This is a genomic window from Nocardioides candidus (assembly GCF_041321175.1).
Taxonomy (GTDB): Bacteria; Actinomycetota; Actinomycetes; order Propionibacteriales; family Nocardioidaceae; genus Nocardioides.
Genome location: NZ_JBGGWC010000002.1, coordinates 481,399 through 502,987 on the forward strand (window position 1 = coordinate 481,399; position 21,589 = coordinate 502,987).

Here is a 21,589-nt window from a genome sequence, read left to right on the forward strand (position 1 = left end):
GAAGGAGTACCCGTGAGCGACACGCCCCTCAAGGTGGCCGTCACCGGCGCCGCCGGTCAGATCGGCTACAGCCTGCTCTTCCGCATCGCCAGCGGCGCCATCGCCGGCGACCGCCCCGTCGAGCTGCGCCTGCTCGAGATCGAGCCCGCGCTGAAGGCGCTCGAGGGCGTCGTCATGGAGCTCGACGACTGCGCGTTCCCCAACCTCGCGGGCATCGAGATCGGCTCGGACCCGGACAAGATCTTCGACGGCGTCAACCTCGCCCTGCTCGTCGGCGCCCGTCCGCGCGGCCCGGGCATGGAGCGCGGCGACCTGCTCTCGGCCAACGGTGCGATCTTCACCGCCCAGGGCAAGGCGCTCAACAAGGTGGCCGCCTCCGACGTACGCATCGGCGTCACCGGCAACCCCGCCAACACCAACGCGCTCATCGCGTCGAAGAACGCCCCCGACATCCCCGCCGAGCGCTTCTCGGCACTGACCCGCCTCGACCACAACCGGGCGATCTCGCAGCTGGCCGCCAAGACCGGCGCCACCGTCACCGACATCAAGAAGATGACGATCTGGGGCAACCACTCGGCCACCCAGTACCCCGACGTCTTCCACGCCGAGATCGGTGGCAGGAACGCTGCCGAGGTCGTCGACGACCAGGCCTGGATCGCCGACCACTTCATCCCGACCGTCGCCAAGCGCGGCGCCGCGATCATCGACGCCCGCGGCGCCTCTTCTGCCGCCTCCGCCGCGTCCGCGACCTGCGACGCCGCCCGCGACTGGCTGGGCGGCACCCCCGATGGCGACTGGGTCTCCATGGCCGTCGTCTCCGACGGCTCCTACGGCGTGCCCGAGGGCCTGGTCTCCTCCTTCCCCGTCACCACCTCCGGTGGCGACTGGGAGATCGTCCAGGGCCTCGACATCGACGACTTCTCCCGCGCCCGCATCGACGCCTCCACCGCGGAGCTCGCCGACGAGCGCCAGGCTGTCACCGACCTCGGCCTGATCTGATCCCGTCGTCCCACTAGTGCTCAGGAATCCCCGGTTGACCGGGGATTCCTGCACTTGTCGGGGTTTGCAAACCCCGATAAGTGAGGGGATCCCCGGTCGACCGGGGATTCCTGACACCCCCTACGACGGCTGGTCGGGGATGTTCATCGCGAGGACGAAGAGCGCGATCGCGACGCCACCGAGGATGAAGACGTCGACGAGACGGGGGCGTACGGCGAGCATGCCCGCGTCACGCTCGGGCAGCACGAGTCGCAGCACCGCCGCCGCGCCCAGCGCCCCCGAGACGACCCGGACGCCGAGGCGCCAGTCGTGGCCGCTCCAGGTGATCGCGATGCCGACGGCGGTCGCGACCAGCACGAGCAGGTAGAGCGCCCCGCCGATGGTCGACGGGTAGCGGCGCCGGGCCTCGGGCTCGGGCGCGGGCGGGTCGGCTGCCTCGTCGTTCAGCGTGCCACCTGCTTCTCGGCCATCGAGACGACGTTGGCGAGCAGCATCGCGCGCGTCATGGGGCCGACGCCGCCGGGGTTGGGCGAGACCCAGCCCGCGACGTCCCAGACGTCGGTGGCCACGTCGCCCGCGAGCTTGCCGTCGACGCGGGACACTCCCACGTCGAGAACGGCGGCGCCGGGCTTGACCATGTCGGCGGTGATGATCCCCGGGACACCCGCAGCGGCGACCACGATGTCGGCCTTGCGCACGTGGGCGGCGAGGTCGACGGTGCCGGTGTGGCACAGCGTCACCGTGGCGTTCTCCGAGCGACGGGTGAGCAGCAGGCCGAGCGGGCGGCCGACGGTGATGCCGCGACCGACGACGACCACCTCGGCGCCGGCGATCTCCACGCCGTGGCGGCGCAGCAGCTCGACGATGCCGAAGGGCGTGCACGGCAGCGGCGCCTCGTTGCCCAGGACCAGCCAGCCGAGGTTGGTCGGGTGCAGGCCGTCGGCGTCCTTGGCCGGGTCGATGAGGCCGAGCACGCGGTTCTCGTCGCGCCCGCGCGGGAGCGGGAGCTGGACGATGTAGCCGGTGCAGGCGGGGTCGGCGTTGAGCGTGGCCACCGCCTCCTCGATCTCCTCCTGGGTGGCGACCTCGGGGAGGTCGACCCGGATCGAGGCGATGCCCACCTCGGCGCAGTCCTTGTGCTTGCCGTTGACGTACCACCGCGAACCGGGGTCGTCGCCCACGAGCACCGTGCCGAGGCCGGGCGTGATGCCCTGCTCGGCCAGCTTGGCGATGCGCTCCCGGAGCTCACCCTTGATCGCGGCCGCGGTCGCGGTGCCGTCGAGCTTCTGTGCCGTCACGTCGTGCATCCTCCCTCAGGGACCCGGTCAGTGGGCGAAGTGGCGGGTGCCGGTGAAGTACATCGTCACCCCGGCAGCCTGACAGGCGGCGATGGTCTCCTCGTCGCGCACCGAGCCACCCGGCTGCACGATCGCCGCGACCCCGGCGTCGAGCAGGATCTGGGGGCCGTCGGCGAACGGGAAGAACGCGTCGGACGCGGCGACCGAGCCCGCGGCCCGCTCCCCCGCGCGCGTCACCGCGAGCCGGCAGGAGTCGACGCGGTTGACCTGGCCCATGCCGATGCCCACGGCCGCTCCGCCGGAGGCGAGCAGGATCGCGTTGGACTTCGCCGCCCGCACCGCGCGCCAGGCGAACGCCAGGTCGGCGAGGACCGCCTCGTCGGCGGCCTCGCCCGTCGCGAGGGTCCAGTTCGCCGGGTCGTCGCCGTCGGCCTGGAACGTGTCGGTGTGCTGCATCAGCAGACCACCGCTGATCGGCCGGATCTCCGCGCCGCCGTGCGAGACGGGCTCGGCGACCAGGATCCGGATGTTCTTCTTCGCCTGGAGCACCTCCACCGCGCCGTCGTCGTACGCCGGCGCCACGATCACCTCGGTGAAGATCTCCGCGACCTGCTCGGCCATGGCGACCGAGACCGCGACGTTGGTCGCGATGACGCCACCGAACGCAGAGACCGGGTCGCACTCGTGCGCCCGCCGGTGCGCCTCGGCGACATCGGCGCCGACGGCGATGCCGCAGGGGTTCGCGTGCTTGATGATCGCCACTGTCGGCTGGTCGCCGTGGTCGTACGCCGCGCGACGGGCGGCGTCGGTGTCGACGTAGTTGTTGTAGGACATCTCCTTGCCGTGCAGCTGCTCGGCGGCCGCGAGACCGCCGGGGCCGAAGCCGGAGCGGTACAGGGCGGCGGGCTGGTGGGGGTTCTCGCCGTAGCGCAGGACGGCGGTCTTGTCCCACGTCGCGCCGACCCAGGAAGGGAAGCCCGACCCCTGCGAGGAGTCGGTCAGCACGTTGCCCATCCAGGAGGCGACGTGCACGTCGTAGGTCGCGGTGTGCACGAAGGCCTTGGCTGCCAGCGCCTCGCGCTCGGCCAGCGTGAAGCCGCCCGCCTTCGTCGCGTCGAGGGCACGCGCATAGTCCGCGCCGTCGGTCACGATCGCGACCGAGGCGTGGTTCTTCGCCGCGGCCCGCACCATGGAGGGACCGCCGATGTCGATCTTCTCGATGCACTCCTGCACCGACGCCCCGGACATCACGGTGTCGGTGAACGGGTAGAGGTTGACGACGACCAGGTCGAACGGCGCGACGCCCAGCTCGTCGAGCTGCGCGACGTGCTCGGGCAGCCGGCGGTCGGCGAGGATGCCGGCGTGCACCCGCGGGTGCAGCGTCTTCACGCGCCCGTCGAGGCACTCGGGGAAGCCCGTCAGGTCCTCGACCTTGGTGACCGGCAGACCGAGCGACTCGATGAGCGCGGCGGACCCGCCGGTGGAGACGAGCTCGACGCCGGCGGCGGCGAGGCCGCGCACGAGGTCGTCGAGGCCGGTCTTGTCGTAGACGGAGACCAGCGCTCGCTTGATCTCGATGCGGTCGGTCACAGGTTTGCTCCTCATCGGTCGATGCATGTCGATGAGGGCACCCAGGCGGTCGATGCCGGCTCACACTCCCTGGTGGTTGTCCCACCTTCGCCAGTCGTGTGCCCTCACTCTACCGAGGCCGACCCTCCCAAACGAACCCGGCGGCCGTCGACCGTCCAGCCCTCCCGAGCCATCCGGCCGACGGTGTCGACGAGCATCGCGCGCTCGGCGACCTTGATCCGCTCGTGCAGCGACTCGACGGTGTCGTCGTCGTCCACCGGCACCGTGGTCTGGGCGACGATGGCGCCGGTGTCGACGCCGTCGTCGACGACGAAGAGCGTGCAGCCGGTGACCTTGACGCCGTACTCGAGCGCGTCGCGCGGGCCGTGCATGCCGGGGAACGACGGCGACAGGGCGGGGTGCGTGTTGACCGTACGGCGGCCGAGCGCCGGGAGGTACGACGCCCCGACCAGCTTCATGAATCCCGCCAGCACCACCAGGTCCGGCTCGTGGGCCGCGACCTGGTCGGTCAGCGCCCGGTCCCAGTCCTCGCGCGAGGCGTGGTCCTTCAGCCGCACCACGAAGGTCGGCACGCCGGCCCGTTCCGCCCGCGCAAGGCCCTCGATGCCGGCACGGTCGGCACCGACGGCGACCACCTGGGCGCCGTACGCCGGGTCGTCGCACGCGTCGAGCAGCGCCTGGAGGTTGGTGCCGGCACCGGACACGAGCACGACCAGACGCGCGGGAGCAACAGGCACGCGCCGCAGTGTAGTGAGGGTCGGTCGCTAGTCTCGGCCAGCATCAACAAGAACAGCTGGATCATCGTCAGTGCCGTCGTCGCCTCGCTCGTGCTCTGCTGCGGCGTCGGGGGCGTCGTCCTTGCCGTGAAGCGGGCCGTCGAGCGCTCCAACGACCGGCCCTCCCGCATCGACGTCGGTGCGGACTTCAAGCACGACGGCTTCGCCGCCGACGCCGGCTGGGACGTCGTCGAGCTGCGCGGCACGTTCACGGTCTCCGGCCTCTCCCTCACCAACGACGCGATCGGCGACCGCGCGGCGTTCCTCGACTTCACGCTCTACCGCCACGACGAGCTGGTCGGCACGATCAGCTGCTCCACGCACCCGATCCCGCACGGCGAGAGCGGCCGGGCCGACTGCTTCTCCGGCGACGACTACACCGCCTTCGACGCGGTCGCGGTGGCCGACACCTTCTAGCCGGCGTCAGGACCGGCGCAGCCGGCCGAGACCGGCCCGCGCGAGGTCGCCCCCGCGTCGCTGCCACCACGTCGTCGCCAGCGCGCCGAGCAGGCCTCCGATGCCGAAGGCGGTCACCGCGTGGACGAACACGTCGAACGCGAAGGGCCCGACGTCGGCCATCCGGCCCGGGCCGACGGCCCCGCCGGCGAGGCCGGTCACCAGGCCGAGCACCAGCCCGGCGACGAGGCCGGCACCGCAGCCCCGGATCGCCGCCTGGTCCCAGGCGCGGGCCGGACGGGCGCGGTGCGCCCAGGCCGAGGCCGCGAAGGCGACGAGCACCGGCGTGCCCATCAGCCAGGGCGTCCACCCGGGAGTCGGGCCGGCGTCCGGGAGGGCCGCCAGAATCGGGAAGAGCGGCAGCGGTCCGAGCACGACCGCGGTCGGGGTGACCAGGGTGCCGGTGCCGACGGTGAAGCCCGGTCCGAGCAGGTAGCCGCTGCTGAACAGCGTCGCGTTGGGGAGGACGAGGAGCGACAGGGCGCCGAGCAGCACGGTGTCGCCGGTGTCGGCGTGCAGCTGCGAGACGATGTTGGCGGCCGTCGAGAAGTCGAGCACCAGCGAGGCCACGAGCGCGACGAGCGCCAGGAGCAGCCAGGTCCGGAGGATGGCGCGCACCAGGAGCGCGCCGTCGCGCAGGGTCGCGGGCAGCGTCGGCACCCAGATCGCCGCGCGGCCGGAGCCGCGCGCCAGGGCGGGCAGCCCGATCCCGGCGCTGAGCACGACCGACCAGAGCACCACGTGGCTGCCGCTCGGCGCCGTCGTGGCGGTGGAGGCGAGCGAGGTGACGAGGACGCCGACGACGGCGTAGCCGAGGGTGAACAGACCACCCGCGATCGGCACGGTCCAGTCGCGCTCGCCGTCCTTGATGCGGTCGGCGTCGGGGCCGTGCCCGGAGATCGACTCCCCGACGCGGTGGCCGATCCGCCAGGTCGACCAGGCGCACAGCAGCGTGAGCCCGAGCGGTACGGCGGTCAGCCGCACACCCTGGACGCTGACGCCCGAGCCGTGGGCGGACAACCAGCCGAGGGCGCCGACGCGGAGCGCCCCGCTCGGCGTGCCGTGCCCGCCGGCGTCGGTGAGGAACCACCCGACGACGGCGACGGCCATGCAGACCACGAGCGGACCGGCCGCCGCCAGCGCACCGCCGAGGGTGGCGGTCGGCGCGAGGGGCCGGCGGCTCCCCAGTGCCTGCCGGAGCTCGGCCTCCTGGCGACCGCGGCCGCGCGCGGCCGGCCGGGCAGAGGTTTGCAGGGACGTCATGGCTCCTCGATCTTCGCCCGATCCGGCCACGGACCTGCGGTGCCACGCCGGGCGACCGTCCGAGACGCCCTACCGGTTGCCGACCGGGGCGGCGGTCGTCGTACCTTGGTCCGGATCATGGACGACACCGCCCTGCCGCCAGACCACCCGGCTGAGTTCGACGCCTTCTACAAGGCTGCCCGGGACCGGCTGCTGCTCCAGTCCTACGCGCTGACCGGTGACCTGGGCGCGGCCCGCAGCGCAGTGCGTGACGCGTACGTCGTCGCGTGGCACCACTGGCGCAAGGTCTCCCGTCTCGACGACCCGGAGTCGTCGGTGCGTCCGCAGGCCTGGCGCAACGCCCTGCGCCGCGCGACCGTGCGGCCCTGGCACAAGGAGAAGGGGCTCGACCCCGACAACCGCGCCACCCTCGAGGCGCTCGCCGCGCTGACCGGGCCACAACGGCGCGCCCTGCTCCTCACCCAGCTCGCCGCGGTGTCGATGGAGGAGATGGCCCGCGAGATCGGCCTGCCCGCCGACCTGGCCGAGCGCGAGCTGCAGACGGCGGCGACCCAGTTCGCCGCGCAGCGCGACATTCCCGCCTCCGCGATCCCCCTCTCCTTCGCCGCGCTGGCGAGCGTGACCCGCGACGTGCACTGGCCCCGGGTGACGATCATCCGCCGCGCCGGCGCCGCACGCCGCCGGATGCACACCGTCGTCGGCGCCGGCGTGGTCGTCGCCGCGCTGGTCGCGAGCGGCGCCGTGGTGACCGATGCCCGCGGCGTCCGACCCACGCTCGACCGCGAGCAGCCGCGCTCCCACAGCGGCGGAGCCACCCTCCCCGGCGTCGAGGTCGCGCTCCCCGACACCAGCCTGCTGCCGGCGGGACTCGTGCAGGACACGTTGAGCACCGACTGGCGGCAGGGGCCGACCACCGACAACTCCACCGGCAACGGCGTCGTTCTGCCCTGCCAGCCGACCGACTCCCGCTACGTCGACCCGCACGGCAGCGCAGCCTGGGTGCGCGTGTTCCGCAACGGACCCGTCGGCGAGGCCTCCCGCCGCCTCACCGAGGTCGCCGAGGCCTCCCGCACCCACGGCCGCGCCGAGAAGTCCTACCAGCGCCTCCGTGACTGGATGGCCGACTGTCGGACGCCGGGCGTCCGCCTCGAGTCGACCGCCGCGAGCGCCCACGTGGGCGACGCGTCGGCGGTCTTCGTGCTCTACGACGAGCACCCGGCGCCCACGACCTACGTGGTGGGCGTCGCGCGCACGGGGTTCTTCACGACGTCGGTCGCGCTGCAGACCGACGTCGACCCCGGCCTGGCCGACCGGTCCGGGGTGGCGAAGCTCCTCGGTGCCGCCGTCGACCGGCTCTGCACCCTGCCCGACGCCGGGAAGTGCGCCGACCAGCCGGCGACGCTGGCCGAGCTCCCGCCCTACCCGGCGGGCCAGGTGCCGGCCCTGCTCTCCCCGGTCGACCTTCCGTTCGTCGGCGACCCGGCGCAACCGTGGATGGGCACGCCGCCGCACGAGATCACCGGTGCCCGCACCGACATGGACGTTCTGGGGTGCGTGCACCCCGCGCTCGCGGGTGAGTACGCCGGCGCGAGGTTCAAGCTCGACCTGGCCCGCACCTTCCTGAAGGTCGACAGCGACCTGCCCGACGAGTTCGGACTCACCCAGGCGGTGGCATCCCTCCCCGAGAAGGACGCCGCGAAGCTGCTCGCCGACTACCGCCACGCAATCACCACCTGCCCCGACCGCGACGCGAGCGCCGGCACCGACGTGCGGGTCCTCGGGAAGACCGACGACGGCAGGTCGTCGTACACGGCATGGCACCTGAGCACCCGGCTGCCGGGCGAGCGCACGGTGGAGTACTCCGTCGCCTTCCTGCGGAGCGGCTCCTCGGTCTCCCAGCTGGTCTTCGTGTCCGCGCCCGGCGCGCGGATGACCGACGACCAGTTCGTGGCCCTCACCGAGCGTGCCCTGCAGCGGCTCCCCCAGCTGCCTCCCTACCCCGGCTGAGCGCGCGACACGAAAAGCTCGTCGTCCGGTGCAACCGTCACCGGCCTCCGGGCGTACCACCATCGACAACACACACCCGGGCCCGCCGCGCAGGACGGCCCGGCTCGGGCACGAGAGGGGGACGGCCGTGGAGGCACCGGAGTTCGACGAGCTCTATGCCGCGTCGTTCCGACGGATCACCAGCCAGGTCTACGCCATGATCGGCAACTACGACGAGGCCACCGAGTGCGTGCAGGAAGCATTCGCACGCGCCTGGGCCCATCGCCGCAAGCTCGACAAGGCGCAGTACCCCGAGGCCTGGATCCGTACGACGGCCTACCGCCTCGCGGTGAGCCGCTGGCGCCGTACCAAGCTCGCGAAGCGGCCCGTCGACCGCGCCGTGGGCGCCCCCACCGAGATGCCCGGCATCGACGAGTCGCACGTCGCGCTCGTCGCCGCTCTCAAGCAGCTGCCCGAGGCCCAGCGCCAGGCGCTGGTGCTGCACCACATCGCCGACCTGCCGATCCACCAGATCGCCGCCGAGGTCGGCGTCCCCGAAGGAACCATCAAGGCACGACTGAGCCGCGGCCGCACCGCGCTTGCTGCGCTGCTCACGGACGAGGCCCCCGGCGGCCTGGCTGGAGGTATGAGCCATGTCTGACCCGATCGAGAAGCTCACCCGTCTCGGCGACGCGCTGGAGGGCGCACCCATGCCACTTCCCGCTTCCGAGATCCGCGCCCGTGGCGACCGGATCCGCCGCCGCCGGCAGACCCTGGTCGCCGGCGTGAGCGCCGCGGTCGTCGCGGCCGTCGCCGTCCCGACCGTCGTCCTCACCGTCGGCGGTGACGACCGGTCCGACGCACCCGTCGCGCCGCAGCCGAGCATCTCCGACTCGGTGCCGGCCGCTCCGCTGTCCGCCGAGAACCTGCTGACCTCCGGCGACGCCGGCAAGGTCTACGGCAGCGACAGCACCTGGGTCGACTACAGCACCTACCGGGGCGACGGCCAGGGCAGCTACCACCCGTGCGCCACCGCGTCCTTCGCCAGCCTCGGCGCGAAGCCGCTCTACAAGCGGGAGTTCAACGCGGTCCCGTCCGACACCGTCACGGGCTGGATGACCGCGATCGCCGGCGAGTTCGCGACCGCGGACGACGCCAAGGCGGCCTACGACCAGCTGTCCGACGAGCTGGCGGCGTGCACCGCCAACAGCGACACCGTCGGCAAGAACTACCAGCTGCTCGCCGAGGAGGACGTGGCTGTCGGTATCGGCGACGAGGCGCACCGGATCCTCGCGTCCTTCGTGCCCTACGGCACGCGCGGCTTCAACGAGGAGCTCGAGACCGGCCTGGTGCTCGCGGGCAACCGGCTGGAGGTCGTCGTGAGCGGCGTCGGCGCCCAGGACTACGTGGAGCAGATGTCCGCGATCCTGCCCGCGGCCGCCCAGCGGCTGGTCCTCGGCGGCGGCGGCGACCTCTCCACCGAGACGCCCGCCACGTGGCCGACCACGATCCGGGCCGACTTCCCGCTGACCTCCGGCTGGCCCACCGACGACGGGAGCAGCGAGTACCGGCTCGACCCGCCCAACGCCGACAACGAGTCGATGGTCGTCGCGGCGCTCCAGGCGTGCGGCAACAAGGTCCCGCCCCCGGGCGTGATCGACCGGCTCACCTCCTCGCTGTCCTACGGCTCGGCGTCGTACCGCCGCGAGCTGGAGCTCTTCCCCACCGACCAGGAGGCGATCACGTTCCTCGCCCACGTCCGGGCCGTCTACGACGGCTGCCGCACGGAGGGCTCCGCCCCGACGATCACCACGACGCTCGGCGAGGGCGGCATCGGCGACGAGTCGATCGACGTACGGCGCGCTTCCGACGGCGTCGGCCGCACCGCCATCACGGCCGTGCGGGTCGGCAACGGTGTCGTGCTCGACCTGGTGAGCGACGAGGGCAACGGCTCGGACACCGACGCGCTCGCGACCCAGGCCCACGAGAACCTCGCCGACGTGGTCGCCGCGCTCGCCGACCTCGAGGGCACATCGGGCTCGACGGACCCGAGCACCCCCGGCCCGGACGACCCGGCCCGGACCTCGACCGTCCCGAGCGACTTCCCGCTCGACCTCGCGCTCGGCGCCCCGCCGGCCGACGACGGCGAGACCTCGGTCTCCGGGCCCGGACCGGACATCGCAGGGGCCGAGCAGGAGACCGCCTGCGGCACCGTGCTGACGTTCCCGAGCTCCGGCACCCCGGACCCGGCCCACGAGCTCGGCTACGCCGTCTCCGGCATCGAGGGGTACGACGGCCGCACGATCCACGCCTACGCGAACGCCCAGGACGCGCTCGACCACATGGCCCAGCTCCGCGACCAGCTGCAGGGCTGCGCCACCGACAGCGCCGGCGACGGCCTGTCGGACCGGATCTGGCGGTCGTTCAACTCCGACACGGGCTACGACTCGGTGACGTTCGGCTGGTACTACGAGGCGACCGCCAACCAGGGCGCGACCGCCGGGAACCTCTTCACGGTGGAGCGGGTCGGCAACGCGATCGTCACCATCCAGTGGGGCGGGGAGTACAGCGCCGACACCCAGGCGGCGAACGCGCCCGACCAGGTCGAGCTCGCCCAGCGGATCGGCGACCAGATGGACTGCGACTTCAGCGCGGACGGCTGCTGATCGATCTCGAGCGCTGAGAGCGTCTGGCGCGCGGAGACGACGGCCGGTCGGCACGGAGAATCCCCCGAGATTTCGGGGGATTCTCTGCGCCGCGGGCAACCCCGAGGTCGGGTCGGGCGTATTCACCACGACCCATTACGACCCATCACGACCGGAAGGGGTAGCCGCGATGAGGACCCGTCGCTCCACCCAGCACCTGCTCGCCGCGGCCCTCACGGCGTCCGCCCTCGCCCTGACCGCCTGCGGCGGCACCGACCCCGTCACCCGGACCGACGTCATCGACCCGGTCGTGCAGCAGGACCCGACCACGCCCGGGTCGACACCGGCCGACACACCGGCCGACACACCGGCCGGCGGGCCGCTCACCACCGTCCCCATCGACTTCCCGATCGACGCCGCCGCGGACGGGGAGGAGCCCACCAGCGACGGTGAGGTCACCGTCCACGGCCCGGCGCGCGACGAGGACGGAGTCGGGAGCCTCTCGCTCTGCGGCCAGGACGTCGTGCTGCCCGGTCAGGGCGACCATGCCCCGGACGAGGCGCTCGGCTACGCCGTCACGGGCCCGGAGTACTACATCGGGCGCAGCATCCAGTCCTTCCCGACCATCACCGCAGCCGTCGACCGCATCGCCGGGCTGCGGACCCAGGTCGAGGCCTGCTCGACCGACACCGACGACCTCGGCAACACCCGGCAGTGGCGGGTGTTCGACGCCGACACCGGCCACGACTCCCTCACGTTCGGCTACACCTACGGTCCCGACTCGGCGCCGGCAGGCGAGCTGTTCAGCGTCGTCCGGGCGGGGACCGCCCTCCTCGCGCTCCGGTTCTACGCCGAGTACAGCCCCGACTCGTTGGAGCGCTACGGCGTACCCGGGTCGGTCGACACCGTCGACCTGCTCGCACCCGAGATGTGCGTCTTCACCGCGGCGGGATGTGGCGACGGGTCGGGTACGACGACGATTCCCGACGACGTACCGCTGGACGACCGCCTGGCGGACATGACCGGCGACGGCGGCGCGTACGCGGCGGCGTACCACCCGGACCGGACGCCGCACTGACTCTCGCTCGAGCTCTGCGGTCGCGCGCTCTGGCCGGTCGCCCACAACGACGAGCTGCTGGCCTACGCCACGGGCCCGGAGTACGCCGACACCCGCGACCTGGTCACGATGCCGTCCGTCGACGACGCCGTGCGGGCGGTCGCGGCCATCCGGACCGCCCTGCAGGACTGCCACGGCGAGGACGACTCGGTGTGGACCGCGCACCGTGCGGACACCGGCGAGGACTCCGTGACCTTCACGCTGTCCTACCGGAAGGGGCTGGGGCTCTCGACCTACCAGGTCACCCGCGTCGGCAACGCCGTGCTGTTCCTGGTCGGGTACGGCGAGGGCTCGCTGGCGGGCGCTCGGGCCAGCATCGACGGACGGACGGCGCTGACCACGACGATCACGCCGTACCTCTGACGCTTGTCGGACCCGGCTGCCACGATCGGCACATGATCGATCACCTCGGCATCAACTGCGCCGACCTCGACGCCTCGAAGCGGTTCTACGACACGGTGCTCGGGGTGCTCGGGCACCGCCGGCTGATGGACTTCGGCGTGGCCGTCGGCTACGGCACCGACCAACCGGACTTCTGGCTCAGCGCGTACGACGACATGCCCCCCAACCGCGAGGTGCACATCGCCTTCGAGGCCGCCGACGCGGCGACGGTGGAGGCCTTCCACGAGGCGGCCACCCGTCTCGGCGCGGAGTCGCTGCACGCGCCCCGGCTGTGGCCGGAGTACCACGAGCGCTACTTCGGCGCGTTCGTGCGCGACCCCGACGGCAACAACGTCGAGGCCGTCTGCCACCACGCCGAGCTGTGAGACGGCGAGGGGCCGCCACCCGGCTGGGTGACGGCCCTCCAAGCCTCCGCTGGTCGAGGAGGTCGCGCTAGCGCGTGGAGCGCTGTCGCTGGTCGAGGAGGTCGCGCTAGCGCGTGGAGCGCTGTCGCTGGTCGAGGAGGTCGCGCTAGCGCGTGGAGCGCTGTCGCTGGTCGAGGAGGTCGCGCTAGCGACCGTCACGAGACCCCGTGAGGTGTCCTCGGTCTCGTGACGCTCGCTGCGCGAGCTCCTCGACCAGCGGTCGTACTACAGGTTCTGCATGATCTCCCGCATGAGAGAGGCGGTCTCGGACGGCGTCTTGCCGACCTTCACGCCCACGGCCTCGAGGGCCTCCTTCTTCGCCTGGGCGGTGCCCGACGAGCCGGAGACGATCGCACCGGCGTGGCCCATGGTCTTGCCCTCGGGGGCGGTGAAGCCCGCGACGTAGCCGACCACCGGCTTGGTGATGTGCTCCTTGATGTAGGCCGCGGCCCGCTCCTCGGCGTCGCCGCCGATCTCGCCGATCATCACGATCGCCTTGGTCTCCGGGTCGTCCTCGAAGGCCTGCAGGGCGTCGATGTGGGTGGTGCCGATGACCGGGTCGCCGCCGATGCCGATGGCGGTGGTGAAGCCGTAGTCACGCAGCTCGTACATCATCTGGTAGGTCAGCGTGCCCGACTTCGACACCAGGCCGATGGGGCCCTTGCCCGCGATGGTGTGCGGCGTGATGCCGGCCAGCGACTCCTCGGGCGAGATGATGCCCGGGCAGTTGGGACCGATCATCCGGGTGCTCTTGCCGGCCAGGTAGGCCCACACCTCGGCGGAGTCCTGGACCGGCACGCCCTCGGTGATGACGACCATCAGCGGGATCTCGGCGTCGATGGCCTCGATGCAGGCGTCCTTGGTGAAGGCCGGCGGGACGAAGAGGACCGACACGTTCGCGCCGGTCGCCTCCATGGCCTCCTTGACCGAGCCGAAGACCGGCAGCTCCTGGCCGCCGATCTCGGCGGTCGTGCCGGCCTTGCGCGCGTTGACGCCGCCGACGATCTGGCTGCCCGCGTCGAGCATGAGCGCGGTGTGCTTGGAGCCCATGCCACCCGTCATGCCCTGGACGATGATCTTGCTGTCCTTGTTGAGGTAGATGCTCATTGTTCCTTCTCCCCCGGCCTCAGGCGTTCGCGTTCGCGAGCTCGGCGGCCTTGTCGGCCGCGCCGTCCATCGTGTCGACCTGGGTCACCAGCGGGTGGTCCAGCTCGTCGAGGATCGCGCGACCCTGCTCCACGTTGTTGCCGTCGAGCCGCACGACGAGCGGCTTGGTGGCCTTGTCGCCGAGGAGCTCGAGGGCACCCTTGATGCCGTTGGCGACCTCGTCGCACGCGGTGATGCCGCCGAAGACGTTCACGAAGACCGCCTTGACCTGCTCGTCGTTGAGGATCACGTCGAGGCCGTTGGCCATCACCTGGGCGTTGGCGCCGCCGCCGATGTCGAGGAAGTTGGCCGGCTTGACGCCGCCGTGGTCCTCGCCGGCGTACGCGACGACGTCGAGGGTGCTCATCACGAGACCCGCACCGTTGCCGATGATGCCGACCTGGCCGTCGAGCTTGACGTAGTTGAGACCGAGGTCCTTGGCCTTCGCCTCGAGCGGGTCGGCCTCCTCACGGATCTCGAACTCCTCGTGGTCGGGGTGGCGCACCTCGGAGGCGTTGTCGTCGAGCGAGACCTTGCCGTCGAGCGCCTCGAGCTTGTCGCCCGCGAGCCGCGCGAGGGGGTTGACCTCGACGAGGGTCGCGTCCTCCTCCACGAAGACCTGGTAGAGCTTCTCGATCATCTCGACCGCCTGCTCGAAGACCGGCTCCGGGAACGCGGCCTCGGTGGCGATCTCGCGGGCGACCGCGGCGTCGACGCCGGTGCCCGGGTTGATCGCGATCTTCTTGACGGCGTCGGGGTTGGTCTTGGCGACCTCCTCGATCTCCACGCCACCCTCGACCGAGGCGATGCAGAGGTACTGCCGGTTGGCGCGGTCGAGCAGGAAGGAGAAGTAGTACTCCTCCTCCGGCGGGGTCGCAGGGGTGATGAGGACCCGGTTGACCGTGAGGCCCTTGATCTCCATCCCGAGGATGTTGCTGGCGTGCTCGAAGGCCTCGTCGGCGGTCTTGGCGAGCTTCACGCCGCCCGCCTTGCCCCGGCCGCCGGCCTTCACCTGCGCCTTGACGACGGTGACACCGCCGAGCTGCTCCGCGGCGGCCTTGGCGGCCTCCGCCGTCTCCACGACCACGCCGAGCGTGGTCGCCACACCGTGCTTGGCGAAGAGCTCCTTCGCTTGGTACTCCATCAGGTCCACGGACATGTCCTTCTAGATCGGGTGCGGGCCGCGCTGCAGTGCGGGTCCCCAGGCACCCTAGTAGGCTCTTCCGGCCACCGACGAGGGTGCCCATCGTGGGCGTGACCTGGGTAACACCCGGACCGGCGGCCCGATCGACATGACTAGTCCACCGTGACCGGTCGGGGGATTTCACCTGGACGTGTCCATCCGTTAAGGTCGTCGGCATTCGTCTCACCGGGTGGTCGGTCAACGCCCGCGGCAGCGAGACCCCGTGGGGGGTGGTCCGCACCGGCGTGTGAGGCGGACGACCAGATCGCCGACACGGGGACACACGAGCGCATGGGGAACCACCGAGGGGCACGGCGCGCAGCGCCGCGACGCCGCTCGGAGCGCGACGAGTCATCCGCCTCGGCCTACGTCGGCCGCCGGATCGCCGGTCGCGACGCGACCACCACCCCAGTACCCGCGTCCGCCGCGGTCACACGTGGCGACCACCAAGTCGTGCGCCCCGTCGCCGTCGAGCTGCCCACGGTCTTCACCGACACGACCACCGGCTCGCTGCGTCCGGCCGTCCCTGGCAAGCGCCGCGCCGCCAAGAAATCGCGCACCGCTCGTCTGCGCGGGGTCCCGTCCCTGCCGGCGATGGTCGGCATCGCCGCTCTCGCCATCTCCGCCGGCGGGGTGCTCAACACCTCCGGCACCCAGCTCGTCGACCACTCCGACGCCCGGATCGCCGCGCCCAACGCCGCGAGCGGCGAGATCGGCACGGGGGTCTACGACAGCCTCGGCCGCTCCCCCGTCCTCAGCCGCGACTCCGACCGCCAGGCGCTCGACGACGCGAGCGAGGCCACCCTCCAGCAGGAGGTCGAGGCCCAGGCCGAGCAGCGCAACGAGGCCCTCGGCAACCTGGCGCAGCAGGCGGAGAAGGAGGCCAAGCACATCAAGCTCAATGCCTGGGTCCTTCCCGTCGACCCGGGCTCCTACCACCTGACCGCCGGCTTCGGCGACTGCTCCGGGCTGTGGTCGCACTGTCACACCGGCCTCGACTTCGCCGGCGCCACCGGCACACCGATCCACGCGATCGCGGGCGGCACCGTCACCTCGACGGGCTACGAGGGCGCCTACGGCAACCAGACGATCATCACCCTCGATGACGGCACGGAGATCTGGTACTGCCACCAGAACGAGTTCGCCGTCTCCCCCGGAGACCGGGTCGTCGCCGGCCAGGTCATCGGCTACATCGGATCGACCGGCAACACCACCGGCCCCCATGTCCACATCGAGGTCCGCCCCGGCGGCGGTGACCCGGTGGACCCCTACGCGGCCCTCGTCGTCAACGGCGTGCACCCCTAGCAGGGACGCTCGCGCCTGCGCGAGGGGCGTCTCGAGACCCGGTGAGCCAGATGCCGACCGCAACCGCCGACCGCGACGCTCAGAGCTTCTCCACCGGGGCGTAGCGCAGGAGCAGCCGCTTCTCCCCGTCGGAGCCGAAGTCGATCTTCGCGACCGACTTGTCCCCTTGCCCCTCGACCGACACGACGGTGCCCAGGCCGAAGCTGTCGTGGGTCACCCGGTCGCCGGGCTCGAGCACCGGGATCGCCCGGGCGGGCTTCGCCTTGGCCGCGGCATCGGCGCGCGCGGCGGCGGAGCTGAAGTTGCGGCGGCCCGCCGCGGTGGGCGCGCCGAGCCGGCTGGGTGCCGTCTCGTCGTAGGCGCGCGAGGCGAAGGTCGGCCGTGACCAGCGCGCCTGGTCGGCCTCGGTGCGGCGCCAGTCGACCAGGTCGATCGGCAGCTCGCTGAGGAAGCGCGAGGCGGGGTTGTGGGACGGAGCGCCCCAGGCCGAGCGGACGACCGCACGCGACACGTAGAGCCGCTGCCGGGCACGGGTGATGCCGACGTACGCGAGCCGGCGCTCCTCCTCCAGCTCGGGGCGGTCGCCGAGCGAGCGGGAGTGGGGGAAGACGCCGTCCTCGAGCCCGGTCAGGAAGACCACCGGGAACTCCAGACCCTTCGCGGTGTGGAGGGTCATCAGCGTCACGACACCGGAGTCGGGCGGAGCGTCGGGATCGTCGTCGGGGGCGTCGGGGATCTGGTCCGCGTCGGCGACCAGCGCCACCCGCTCGAGGAAGTCGGACAGGCCGGGCTCGACGAACCCGGCGTCGACGTCCGCCGGGTCGGCGCTGGGCCCGGCGACCGGGTCCTCGGCGAACTCGCGGGCGACCGCGACGAGCTCACCGAGGTTCTCCACGCGGGTCTCGTCCTGCGGGTCGTCGGACTCCTCCAGCGACGTGAGGTAGCCGGAGCGGTCCAGCACGGTCTCGAGCACGACGTCGGGCCGCTCCCCCGCCGCCACCATCGACTGCAGCTCGGTCACGAGGGCGACGAAGCCCTCGATGTTGGTCTGGCTGCGGGTCGCCAGCCCGGGCGCCTCGCTCGCGCGCTGCAGCGCCTCCCAGAAGGTGATCTGCTCCCGGTTGGCGAGCTCGTTGATGCACTCCACGGCACGGTCCCCGATGCCGCGCTTGGGGGTGTTGAGGATCCGGCGCAGCGAGACCTGGTCGTCGGGGTTGACCAGCATCCGCAGGTAGGCGAGCGCGTCGCGCACCTCGCGACGCTCGTAGAACCGGACGCCGCCGACGACCTTGTAGGGCATGCCGGTGCGGATGAAGATCTCCTCGAACACCCGCGACTGCGCGTTGGTCCGGTAGAACACCGCGACGTCGCCCGCCTTGAGGCCGCCGTCGGTCAGCTTGTCGATCTCGTCGGAGACGAACCGGGCCTCGTCGTGCTCGGTGTCGGCGACGTAGCCGACGATCTTCTCGCCGTCGCCGGCGTCGGACCACAACCGCTTCTCCTTGCGGCCCTGGTTGTTGCCGATGACGGAGTTGGCCGCGGTGAGGATCGTCTGCGTGGAGCGGTAGTTCTGCTCGAGCATGATCGTCCGCGCGTCCGGGAAGTCCTGCTCGAAGTCCATGATGTTGCGGATGTCGGCGCCGCGGAACGCGTAGATCGACTGGTCGGCGTCGCCGACCACCATCAGCTCGGCCGGCGGGACCCGGTCGGCGTCGACGGGGCTGTCGTCGTACGCGCTGGTCTCCTCGAGGCTCTGCCCGCAGAGCTGGTGGATGAAGGAGTACTGCGCGTGGTTGGTGTCCTGGTACTCGTCGACGAGCACGTGGCGGAAGCGGCGGCGGTAGGTCTCCCGGATCTCGGGGTGGAGCTGGAAGAGCCGCACGGTCTCCATGATGAGGTCGTCGAAGTCGAGGGCGTTGGCCTCGCGCAGGCGCCGCTGGTAGAGCTTGTAGGCCGCTGCGTAGTTCTCCTCGATGCTGTTCTTGGCGTCGGCGGCGACCTCGTCGGGCTCGCGCAGCTCGTTCTTGTGGTTGCTGATCCAGTGGAGCACCGGGCCCGGCTGGAAGCGCCGCGGGTCGAGGTCGAGGTCGTTGCAGACCAGCGTGATGAGGCGCTTCTGGTCCTGGGCGTCGTAGATCGAGAAGTTCGACCGGAGCCGCTCGTAGCCGAGGTGGTCGGCCTCCTTGCGCAGGATCCGCACGCAGGCCGAGTGGAAGGTGCTGACCCACATGATGCGGGCGCGGTTGCCGACCAGCTCGGTGACGCGCTCCTTCATCTCGGCCGCGGCCTTGTTGGTGAAGGTGATGGCCAGGATCGAGCCGGGGTGGGCCTTGCGCTCTGAGATCAGCCAGGCGATCCGGCGGGTCAGGACCCGGGTCTTGCCGGAGCCCGCACCCGCCACCACGAGCAGCGGCGGACCGGCGTGCCGGACCGCTTCGGCCTGCGGCCCATTGAGCCCGTCGAGGAGCTCCTCCGCGCTCGGCCCGCGCCTCGTCGTGCGCGGCTCGTTGGTCGTCATGCCCTCGAAACCAGGCAGCGGCAGTGCGTCAGTCATCCTGGCGTCAGCCTACGGCGCACCGCCGTCACAGCGCGCCCCGGCATCGCGCACTCAGGTGTGCACGGGCGACCAGAGCACGGCTACGCAGACCTCGGCGACGGCGAGCAGCAGGAGGCCGGCCCACAGGCCCTTCGGGATCGAGGGCTTGCGCATGTTGGCCATCACCAGGACGAGCAGCACCAGGCCGATCCCGAGCTTGACGAACACCTTGGCGTGGTTGACCGGCTCGTCCCCGCCCTCGAGGACGCCGACGAGCAGGAGGCCGGCGAGGAACGCGGTGCCGATGCCGTCACGCATGACGCCGGTGACGCGCTTCTCCTCCGCGCCCGCCTGGGCGAGCAGGCCGCCGATCAGCGCGGAGAACCCGAGGATGTGGATGATCAGCAGGATCAGGTGGGCCGTGTCCATGGGCGTCACCCTAGAGAAGGCGACGGTCCGAGGCCCACTTGGTCAGCTCATGACGTGAGGAGAGCTGCAGCTTGCGCAGCACCGACGACATGTGGGTCTCGACGGTCTTGATGGAGATGAAGAGCTCTTTGGCGACCTCCTTGTAGGAGTAGCCGCGCGCGATCAGGCGCATCACCTCGCGCTCGCGCTCGCTCAGCCGGTCGAGATCCTCGTCGATGTCGGCGACGTCGATGGACCCGGCGAACGCGTCGAGCACGAAGCCGGCCAGCCGCGGCGAGAAGACCGCGTCGCCGTCGGCGACCCGCTGGATCGCGCTGACGAGCTCGGGGCCGGTGATCGTCTTGGTGACGTAGCCCCGGGCACCACCGCGGATGGTGCCGATGACGTCCTCGGCGGCGTCGCTGACCGAGAGCGCGAGGAAGCGCGGCGGCTCGCCGCCGGCCGGCGTGGACGACCGCCGGATCACCTCGACGCCGCCGCCACCGGGCAGGTGCACGTCGAGGAGCACGACGTCGGGCCGGCCGGTCGCGACGGCAGCGACCGCAGTGTCCACGTCCTCGCCCTCGCCGACGACCTCGATCACGCCGCTGCCGGTGGCCTCGAGCTCGGCGATCACGCCCCGCCGGAACATCGCGTGGTCGTCGACGACCACTACCCGCACGCTCATTCAGGCCCCCTCGTCCTCACGTCCGAGGTGCAGGCGCACCTCGGTGCCCTCGCCCGGCGCGGACCGCACCTCGGCGGTCCCCCCGTGCCGTTGCATCCGGTCGATGATGCTGCGACGCACGCCGAGCCGGTCCTCGGGGGTCGCGTCCGGGTCGAAGCCGGCGCCGCGGTCGCGCACGAAGACGTCGACGGCGCCCGCGGTGATCTCGGCATAGACATCGACCCGGGGTACGCCGGCGTGCTTGGCCGCGTTGGTCGTCGCCTCGCGCGCGGCCGCCACGACCGGGCGCAGGGTCTCGTCGAGGTCGCAGTCGCCGACGGCGACCACGTCGACCGTCAGGCCCCAGGCGTCCTCGATCTCGGCGGCCATCGCCCGCAGCGCACTGCCGACGGTGCTGTCGTCGAGCGACTCGGTCGAGAAGAGCCAGGCCCGCAGGTCGCGCTCCTGGGAGCGCGCCAGTCGCGCGGCGTCCGCGGGGTTCTTCTGGATCAGCGCGAGGGTCTGGAGCACCGAGTCGTGCAGGTGCGCGGCGACGTCGGCACGCTCCTGGGTGCGCACCCGCTCCTCGCGCTCGTCGCTCAGCTCGTTGGCGAGCCGGTAGATCCACGGTCCCACGACGATCGCGAGGCCGCCGAGACCGAGCAGCACGGCGACGGTCACGTCGCGCGCCAGCGAGAGCGACCCGCCGCGCAGGGAGAAGAGCACGATCGCGACGACGATGAGGCCGGCGCCGGCGGCGAGCCGGGCGTACGACGCCCAGCCTCCGTCGCCCAGCACGATCCGCACGGGGTCGATCCGTCCGGTGGCGTCGACCCAGCGCTCGCGCTGCGCCTCGTCGGCCTGCCGCCACAGCAGGGCGACGCCGACGATCGCGATGCCGAGCGGCCACACCCAGCCACCCGCACCGAGGACCCCCTGCAGCACGAAGACGGCGCCGATGCCGAGCGCGCCGAGCACGACGACGGGCCCGAGGTCGGAGAGCCGGCGGACCGGCCCCGGCCGCCGTCCGCCGCGGCTGGCGCTCGCGAGGCCCGGTGCGAGTGCCGAGGTCGGCGGTCCGGCGGGGAGCATCGCCCACAGGACGGCGTACGCGGCGATGCCGAAGCCGCCGAGCACGGCGGCGACGACGAATCCGACCCGCACCATCAGCGCACTGAGGCCGAGGTGCTCGGCGAGGCCGGCGGCCACGCCGCCGAGGACCGGCTCCCGCAGGTCGCGGTAGGCGCGCCGCACGTCGCGGGGTGCCCGCACCCCCGGTGCGCCTGCAGTCGTGGTCATGATGGTCAATCGTCACACAACGCGCGGAGGCGCAGCAGCGGGAACAACCCTGACCGGACCCCGAGAGCGCCGGGGCGGGGATGCGGCAAGATCAGGGCAGTCCCCGATG

At 72.1% G+C, this 21,589-nt stretch carries 20 protein-coding genes and 1 riboswitch; of the genes, 9 read left to right on the forward strand and 11 right to left on the reverse strand.

The window, feature by feature from the left end; genetic code table 11:
- Nucleotides 1-12: 12 nt before the first annotated feature.
- The gene (locus tag ACAX67_RS11995; RefSeq protein WP_370704076.1) at nt 13-999 is read left to right on the forward strand and encodes a malate dehydrogenase; all 987 of its coding nucleotides are present in this window, start codon (nt 13-15) and stop codon (nt 997-999) included.
- 120 nt (nt 1,000-1,119) lie between these two features.
- Here the strand turns inward: ACAX67_RS11995 and ACAX67_RS12000 are convergent, their stop codons facing one another.
- The 4 genes from ACAX67_RS12000 to purN form a co-directional block, all read right to left on the reverse strand.
- Nucleotides 1,120-1,356 carry a DUF3017 domain-containing protein gene (locus tag ACAX67_RS12000; RefSeq protein WP_370704077.1) on the reverse strand — a complete coding sequence of 79 codons (237 nt, stop codon included), beginning with the start codon at nt 1,354-1,356 and terminating at the stop codon, nt 1,120-1,122.
- An 86-nt stretch (nt 1,357-1,442) separates the two neighbouring features.
- Nucleotides 1,443-2,297, reverse strand: a complete 855-nt coding sequence (locus tag ACAX67_RS12005; RefSeq protein WP_370704078.1) for a bifunctional methylenetetrahydrofolate dehydrogenase/methenyltetrahydrofolate cyclohydrolase — start codon at nt 2,295-2,297, stop codon at nt 1,443-1,445.
- 27 nt (nt 2,298-2,324) lie between these two features.
- Nucleotides 2,325-3,902 (reverse strand): bifunctional phosphoribosylaminoimidazolecarboxamide formyltransferase/IMP cyclohydrolase, encoded by a 1,578-nt coding sequence (gene purH, locus ACAX67_RS12010; RefSeq protein WP_370704079.1) that lies wholly within the window; start codon nt 3,900-3,902, stop codon nt 2,325-2,327.
- Nucleotides 3,903-3,919: 17 nt separating this feature from the next.
- Nucleotides 3,920-3,995: riboswitch (ZMP/ZTP riboswitch) on the reverse strand.
- The gene (purN, locus tag ACAX67_RS12015) at nt 3,992-4,633 is read right to left on the reverse strand and encodes a phosphoribosylglycinamide formyltransferase (RefSeq protein ID WP_370704540.1); all 642 of its coding nucleotides are present in this window, start codon (nt 4,631-4,633) and stop codon (nt 3,992-3,994) included. Its footprint overlaps the riboswitch before it by 4 nt.
- Nucleotides 4,634-4,750: 117 nt before the next feature.
- Between purN and ACAX67_RS12020 the strand changes: the two genes are divergently transcribed.
- Entirely contained in the window at nt 4,751-5,080 is a 330-nt protein-coding gene (locus ACAX67_RS12020) for a hypothetical protein (protein WP_370704080.1), read from the forward strand.
- Between the two features lie 6 nt (nt 5,081-5,086).
- Here ACAX67_RS12020 and ACAX67_RS12025 read toward each other — a convergent pair whose 3' ends face one another.
- Complete coding sequence (locus tag ACAX67_RS12025) at nt 5,087-6,382, reverse strand: cell division protein PerM (protein WP_370704081.1); 1,296 nt, start codon at nt 6,380-6,382, stop codon at nt 5,087-5,089.
- 117 nt (nt 6,383-6,499) lie between these two features.
- Between ACAX67_RS12025 and ACAX67_RS12030 the strand changes: the two genes are divergently transcribed.
- From ACAX67_RS12030 to ACAX67_RS12055, 6 genes are all read left to right on the forward strand, one after another.
- Nucleotides 6,500-8,389, forward strand: coding sequence for a hypothetical protein (locus ACAX67_RS12030; protein WP_370704082.1), 1,890 nt, complete (start codon nt 6,500-6,502; stop codon nt 8,387-8,389).
- Between the two features lie 127 nt (nt 8,390-8,516).
- Nucleotides 8,517-9,029, forward strand: coding sequence for an RNA polymerase sigma factor (locus ACAX67_RS12035; RefSeq protein WP_370704083.1), 513 nt, complete (start codon nt 8,517-8,519; stop codon nt 9,027-9,029).
- Nucleotides 9,022-11,034 carry a hypothetical protein gene (locus tag ACAX67_RS12040; RefSeq protein WP_370704084.1) on the forward strand — a complete coding sequence of 671 codons (2,013 nt, stop codon included), beginning with the start codon at nt 9,022-9,024 and terminating at the stop codon, nt 11,032-11,034. The genes ACAX67_RS12035 and ACAX67_RS12040 overlap by 8 nt, the downstream gene beginning before the upstream one ends.
- A gap of 169 nt (nt 11,035-11,203) precedes the next feature.
- Entirely contained in the window at nt 11,204-12,091 is an 888-nt protein-coding gene (locus ACAX67_RS12045) for a hypothetical protein (protein WP_370704085.1), read from the forward strand.
- Nucleotides 12,092-12,199: 108 nt separating this feature from the next.
- Nucleotides 12,200-12,493, forward strand: a complete 294-nt coding sequence (locus ACAX67_RS12050; protein WP_370704086.1) for a hypothetical protein — start codon at nt 12,200-12,202, stop codon at nt 12,491-12,493.
- A 32-nt stretch (nt 12,494-12,525) separates the two neighbouring features.
- Complete coding sequence (locus ACAX67_RS12055) at nt 12,526-12,897, forward strand: VOC family protein (RefSeq protein WP_370704087.1); 372 nt, start codon at nt 12,526-12,528, stop codon at nt 12,895-12,897.
- Between the two features lie 264 nt (nt 12,898-13,161).
- On the opposite strand, the gene sucD is transcribed toward ACAX67_RS12055, so the two are convergent.
- The gene (gene sucD / locus ACAX67_RS12060; protein WP_370704088.1) at nt 13,162-14,043 is read right to left on the reverse strand and encodes a succinate--CoA ligase subunit alpha; all 882 of its coding nucleotides are present in this window, start codon (nt 14,041-14,043) and stop codon (nt 13,162-13,164) included.
- 19 nt (nt 14,044-14,062) lie between these two features.
- Nucleotides 14,063-15,235: an ADP-forming succinate--CoA ligase subunit beta gene (gene sucC, locus ACAX67_RS12065; RefSeq protein WP_370704541.1), complete on the reverse strand. Its 1,173-nt coding sequence runs from the start codon at nt 15,233-15,235 to the stop codon at nt 14,063-14,065.
- 321 nt (nt 15,236-15,556) lie between these two features.
- Between sucC and ACAX67_RS12070 the strand changes: the two genes are divergently transcribed.
- On the forward strand, nt 15,557-16,570 hold the full coding sequence (locus tag ACAX67_RS12070) for a M23 family metallopeptidase (protein ID WP_370704089.1): 1,014 nt from the start codon (nt 15,557-15,559) through the stop codon (nt 16,568-16,570).
- Nucleotides 16,571-16,649: 79 nt separating this feature from the next.
- Here ACAX67_RS12070 and pcrA read toward each other — a convergent pair whose 3' ends face one another.
- Genes pcrA through ACAX67_RS12090 form a run of 4 tightly spaced genes read right to left on the reverse strand, consistent with a single transcriptional unit; the run spans nt 16,650 to nt 21,480 of the window.
- On the reverse strand, nt 16,650-19,124 hold the full coding sequence (gene pcrA, locus ACAX67_RS12075; protein ID WP_370704090.1) for a DNA helicase PcrA: 2,475 nt from the start codon (nt 19,122-19,124) through the stop codon (nt 16,650-16,652).
- 54 nt (nt 19,125-19,178) lie between these two features.
- Nucleotides 19,179-19,535 carry a hypothetical protein gene (locus ACAX67_RS12080; protein WP_370704091.1) on the reverse strand — a complete coding sequence of 119 codons (357 nt, stop codon included), beginning with the start codon at nt 19,533-19,535 and terminating at the stop codon, nt 19,179-19,181.
- 10 nt (nt 19,536-19,545) lie between these two features.
- Nucleotides 19,546-20,202, reverse strand: a complete 657-nt coding sequence (locus tag ACAX67_RS12085; RefSeq protein ID WP_370704092.1) for a LuxR C-terminal-related transcriptional regulator — start codon at nt 20,200-20,202, stop codon at nt 19,546-19,548.
- The gene (locus ACAX67_RS12090; RefSeq protein WP_370704093.1) at nt 20,203-21,480 is read right to left on the reverse strand and encodes a PspC domain-containing protein; all 1,278 of its coding nucleotides are present in this window, start codon (nt 21,478-21,480) and stop codon (nt 20,203-20,205) included. It lies immediately after the preceding gene.
- Nucleotides 21,481-21,589 lie beyond the last annotated feature (109 nt).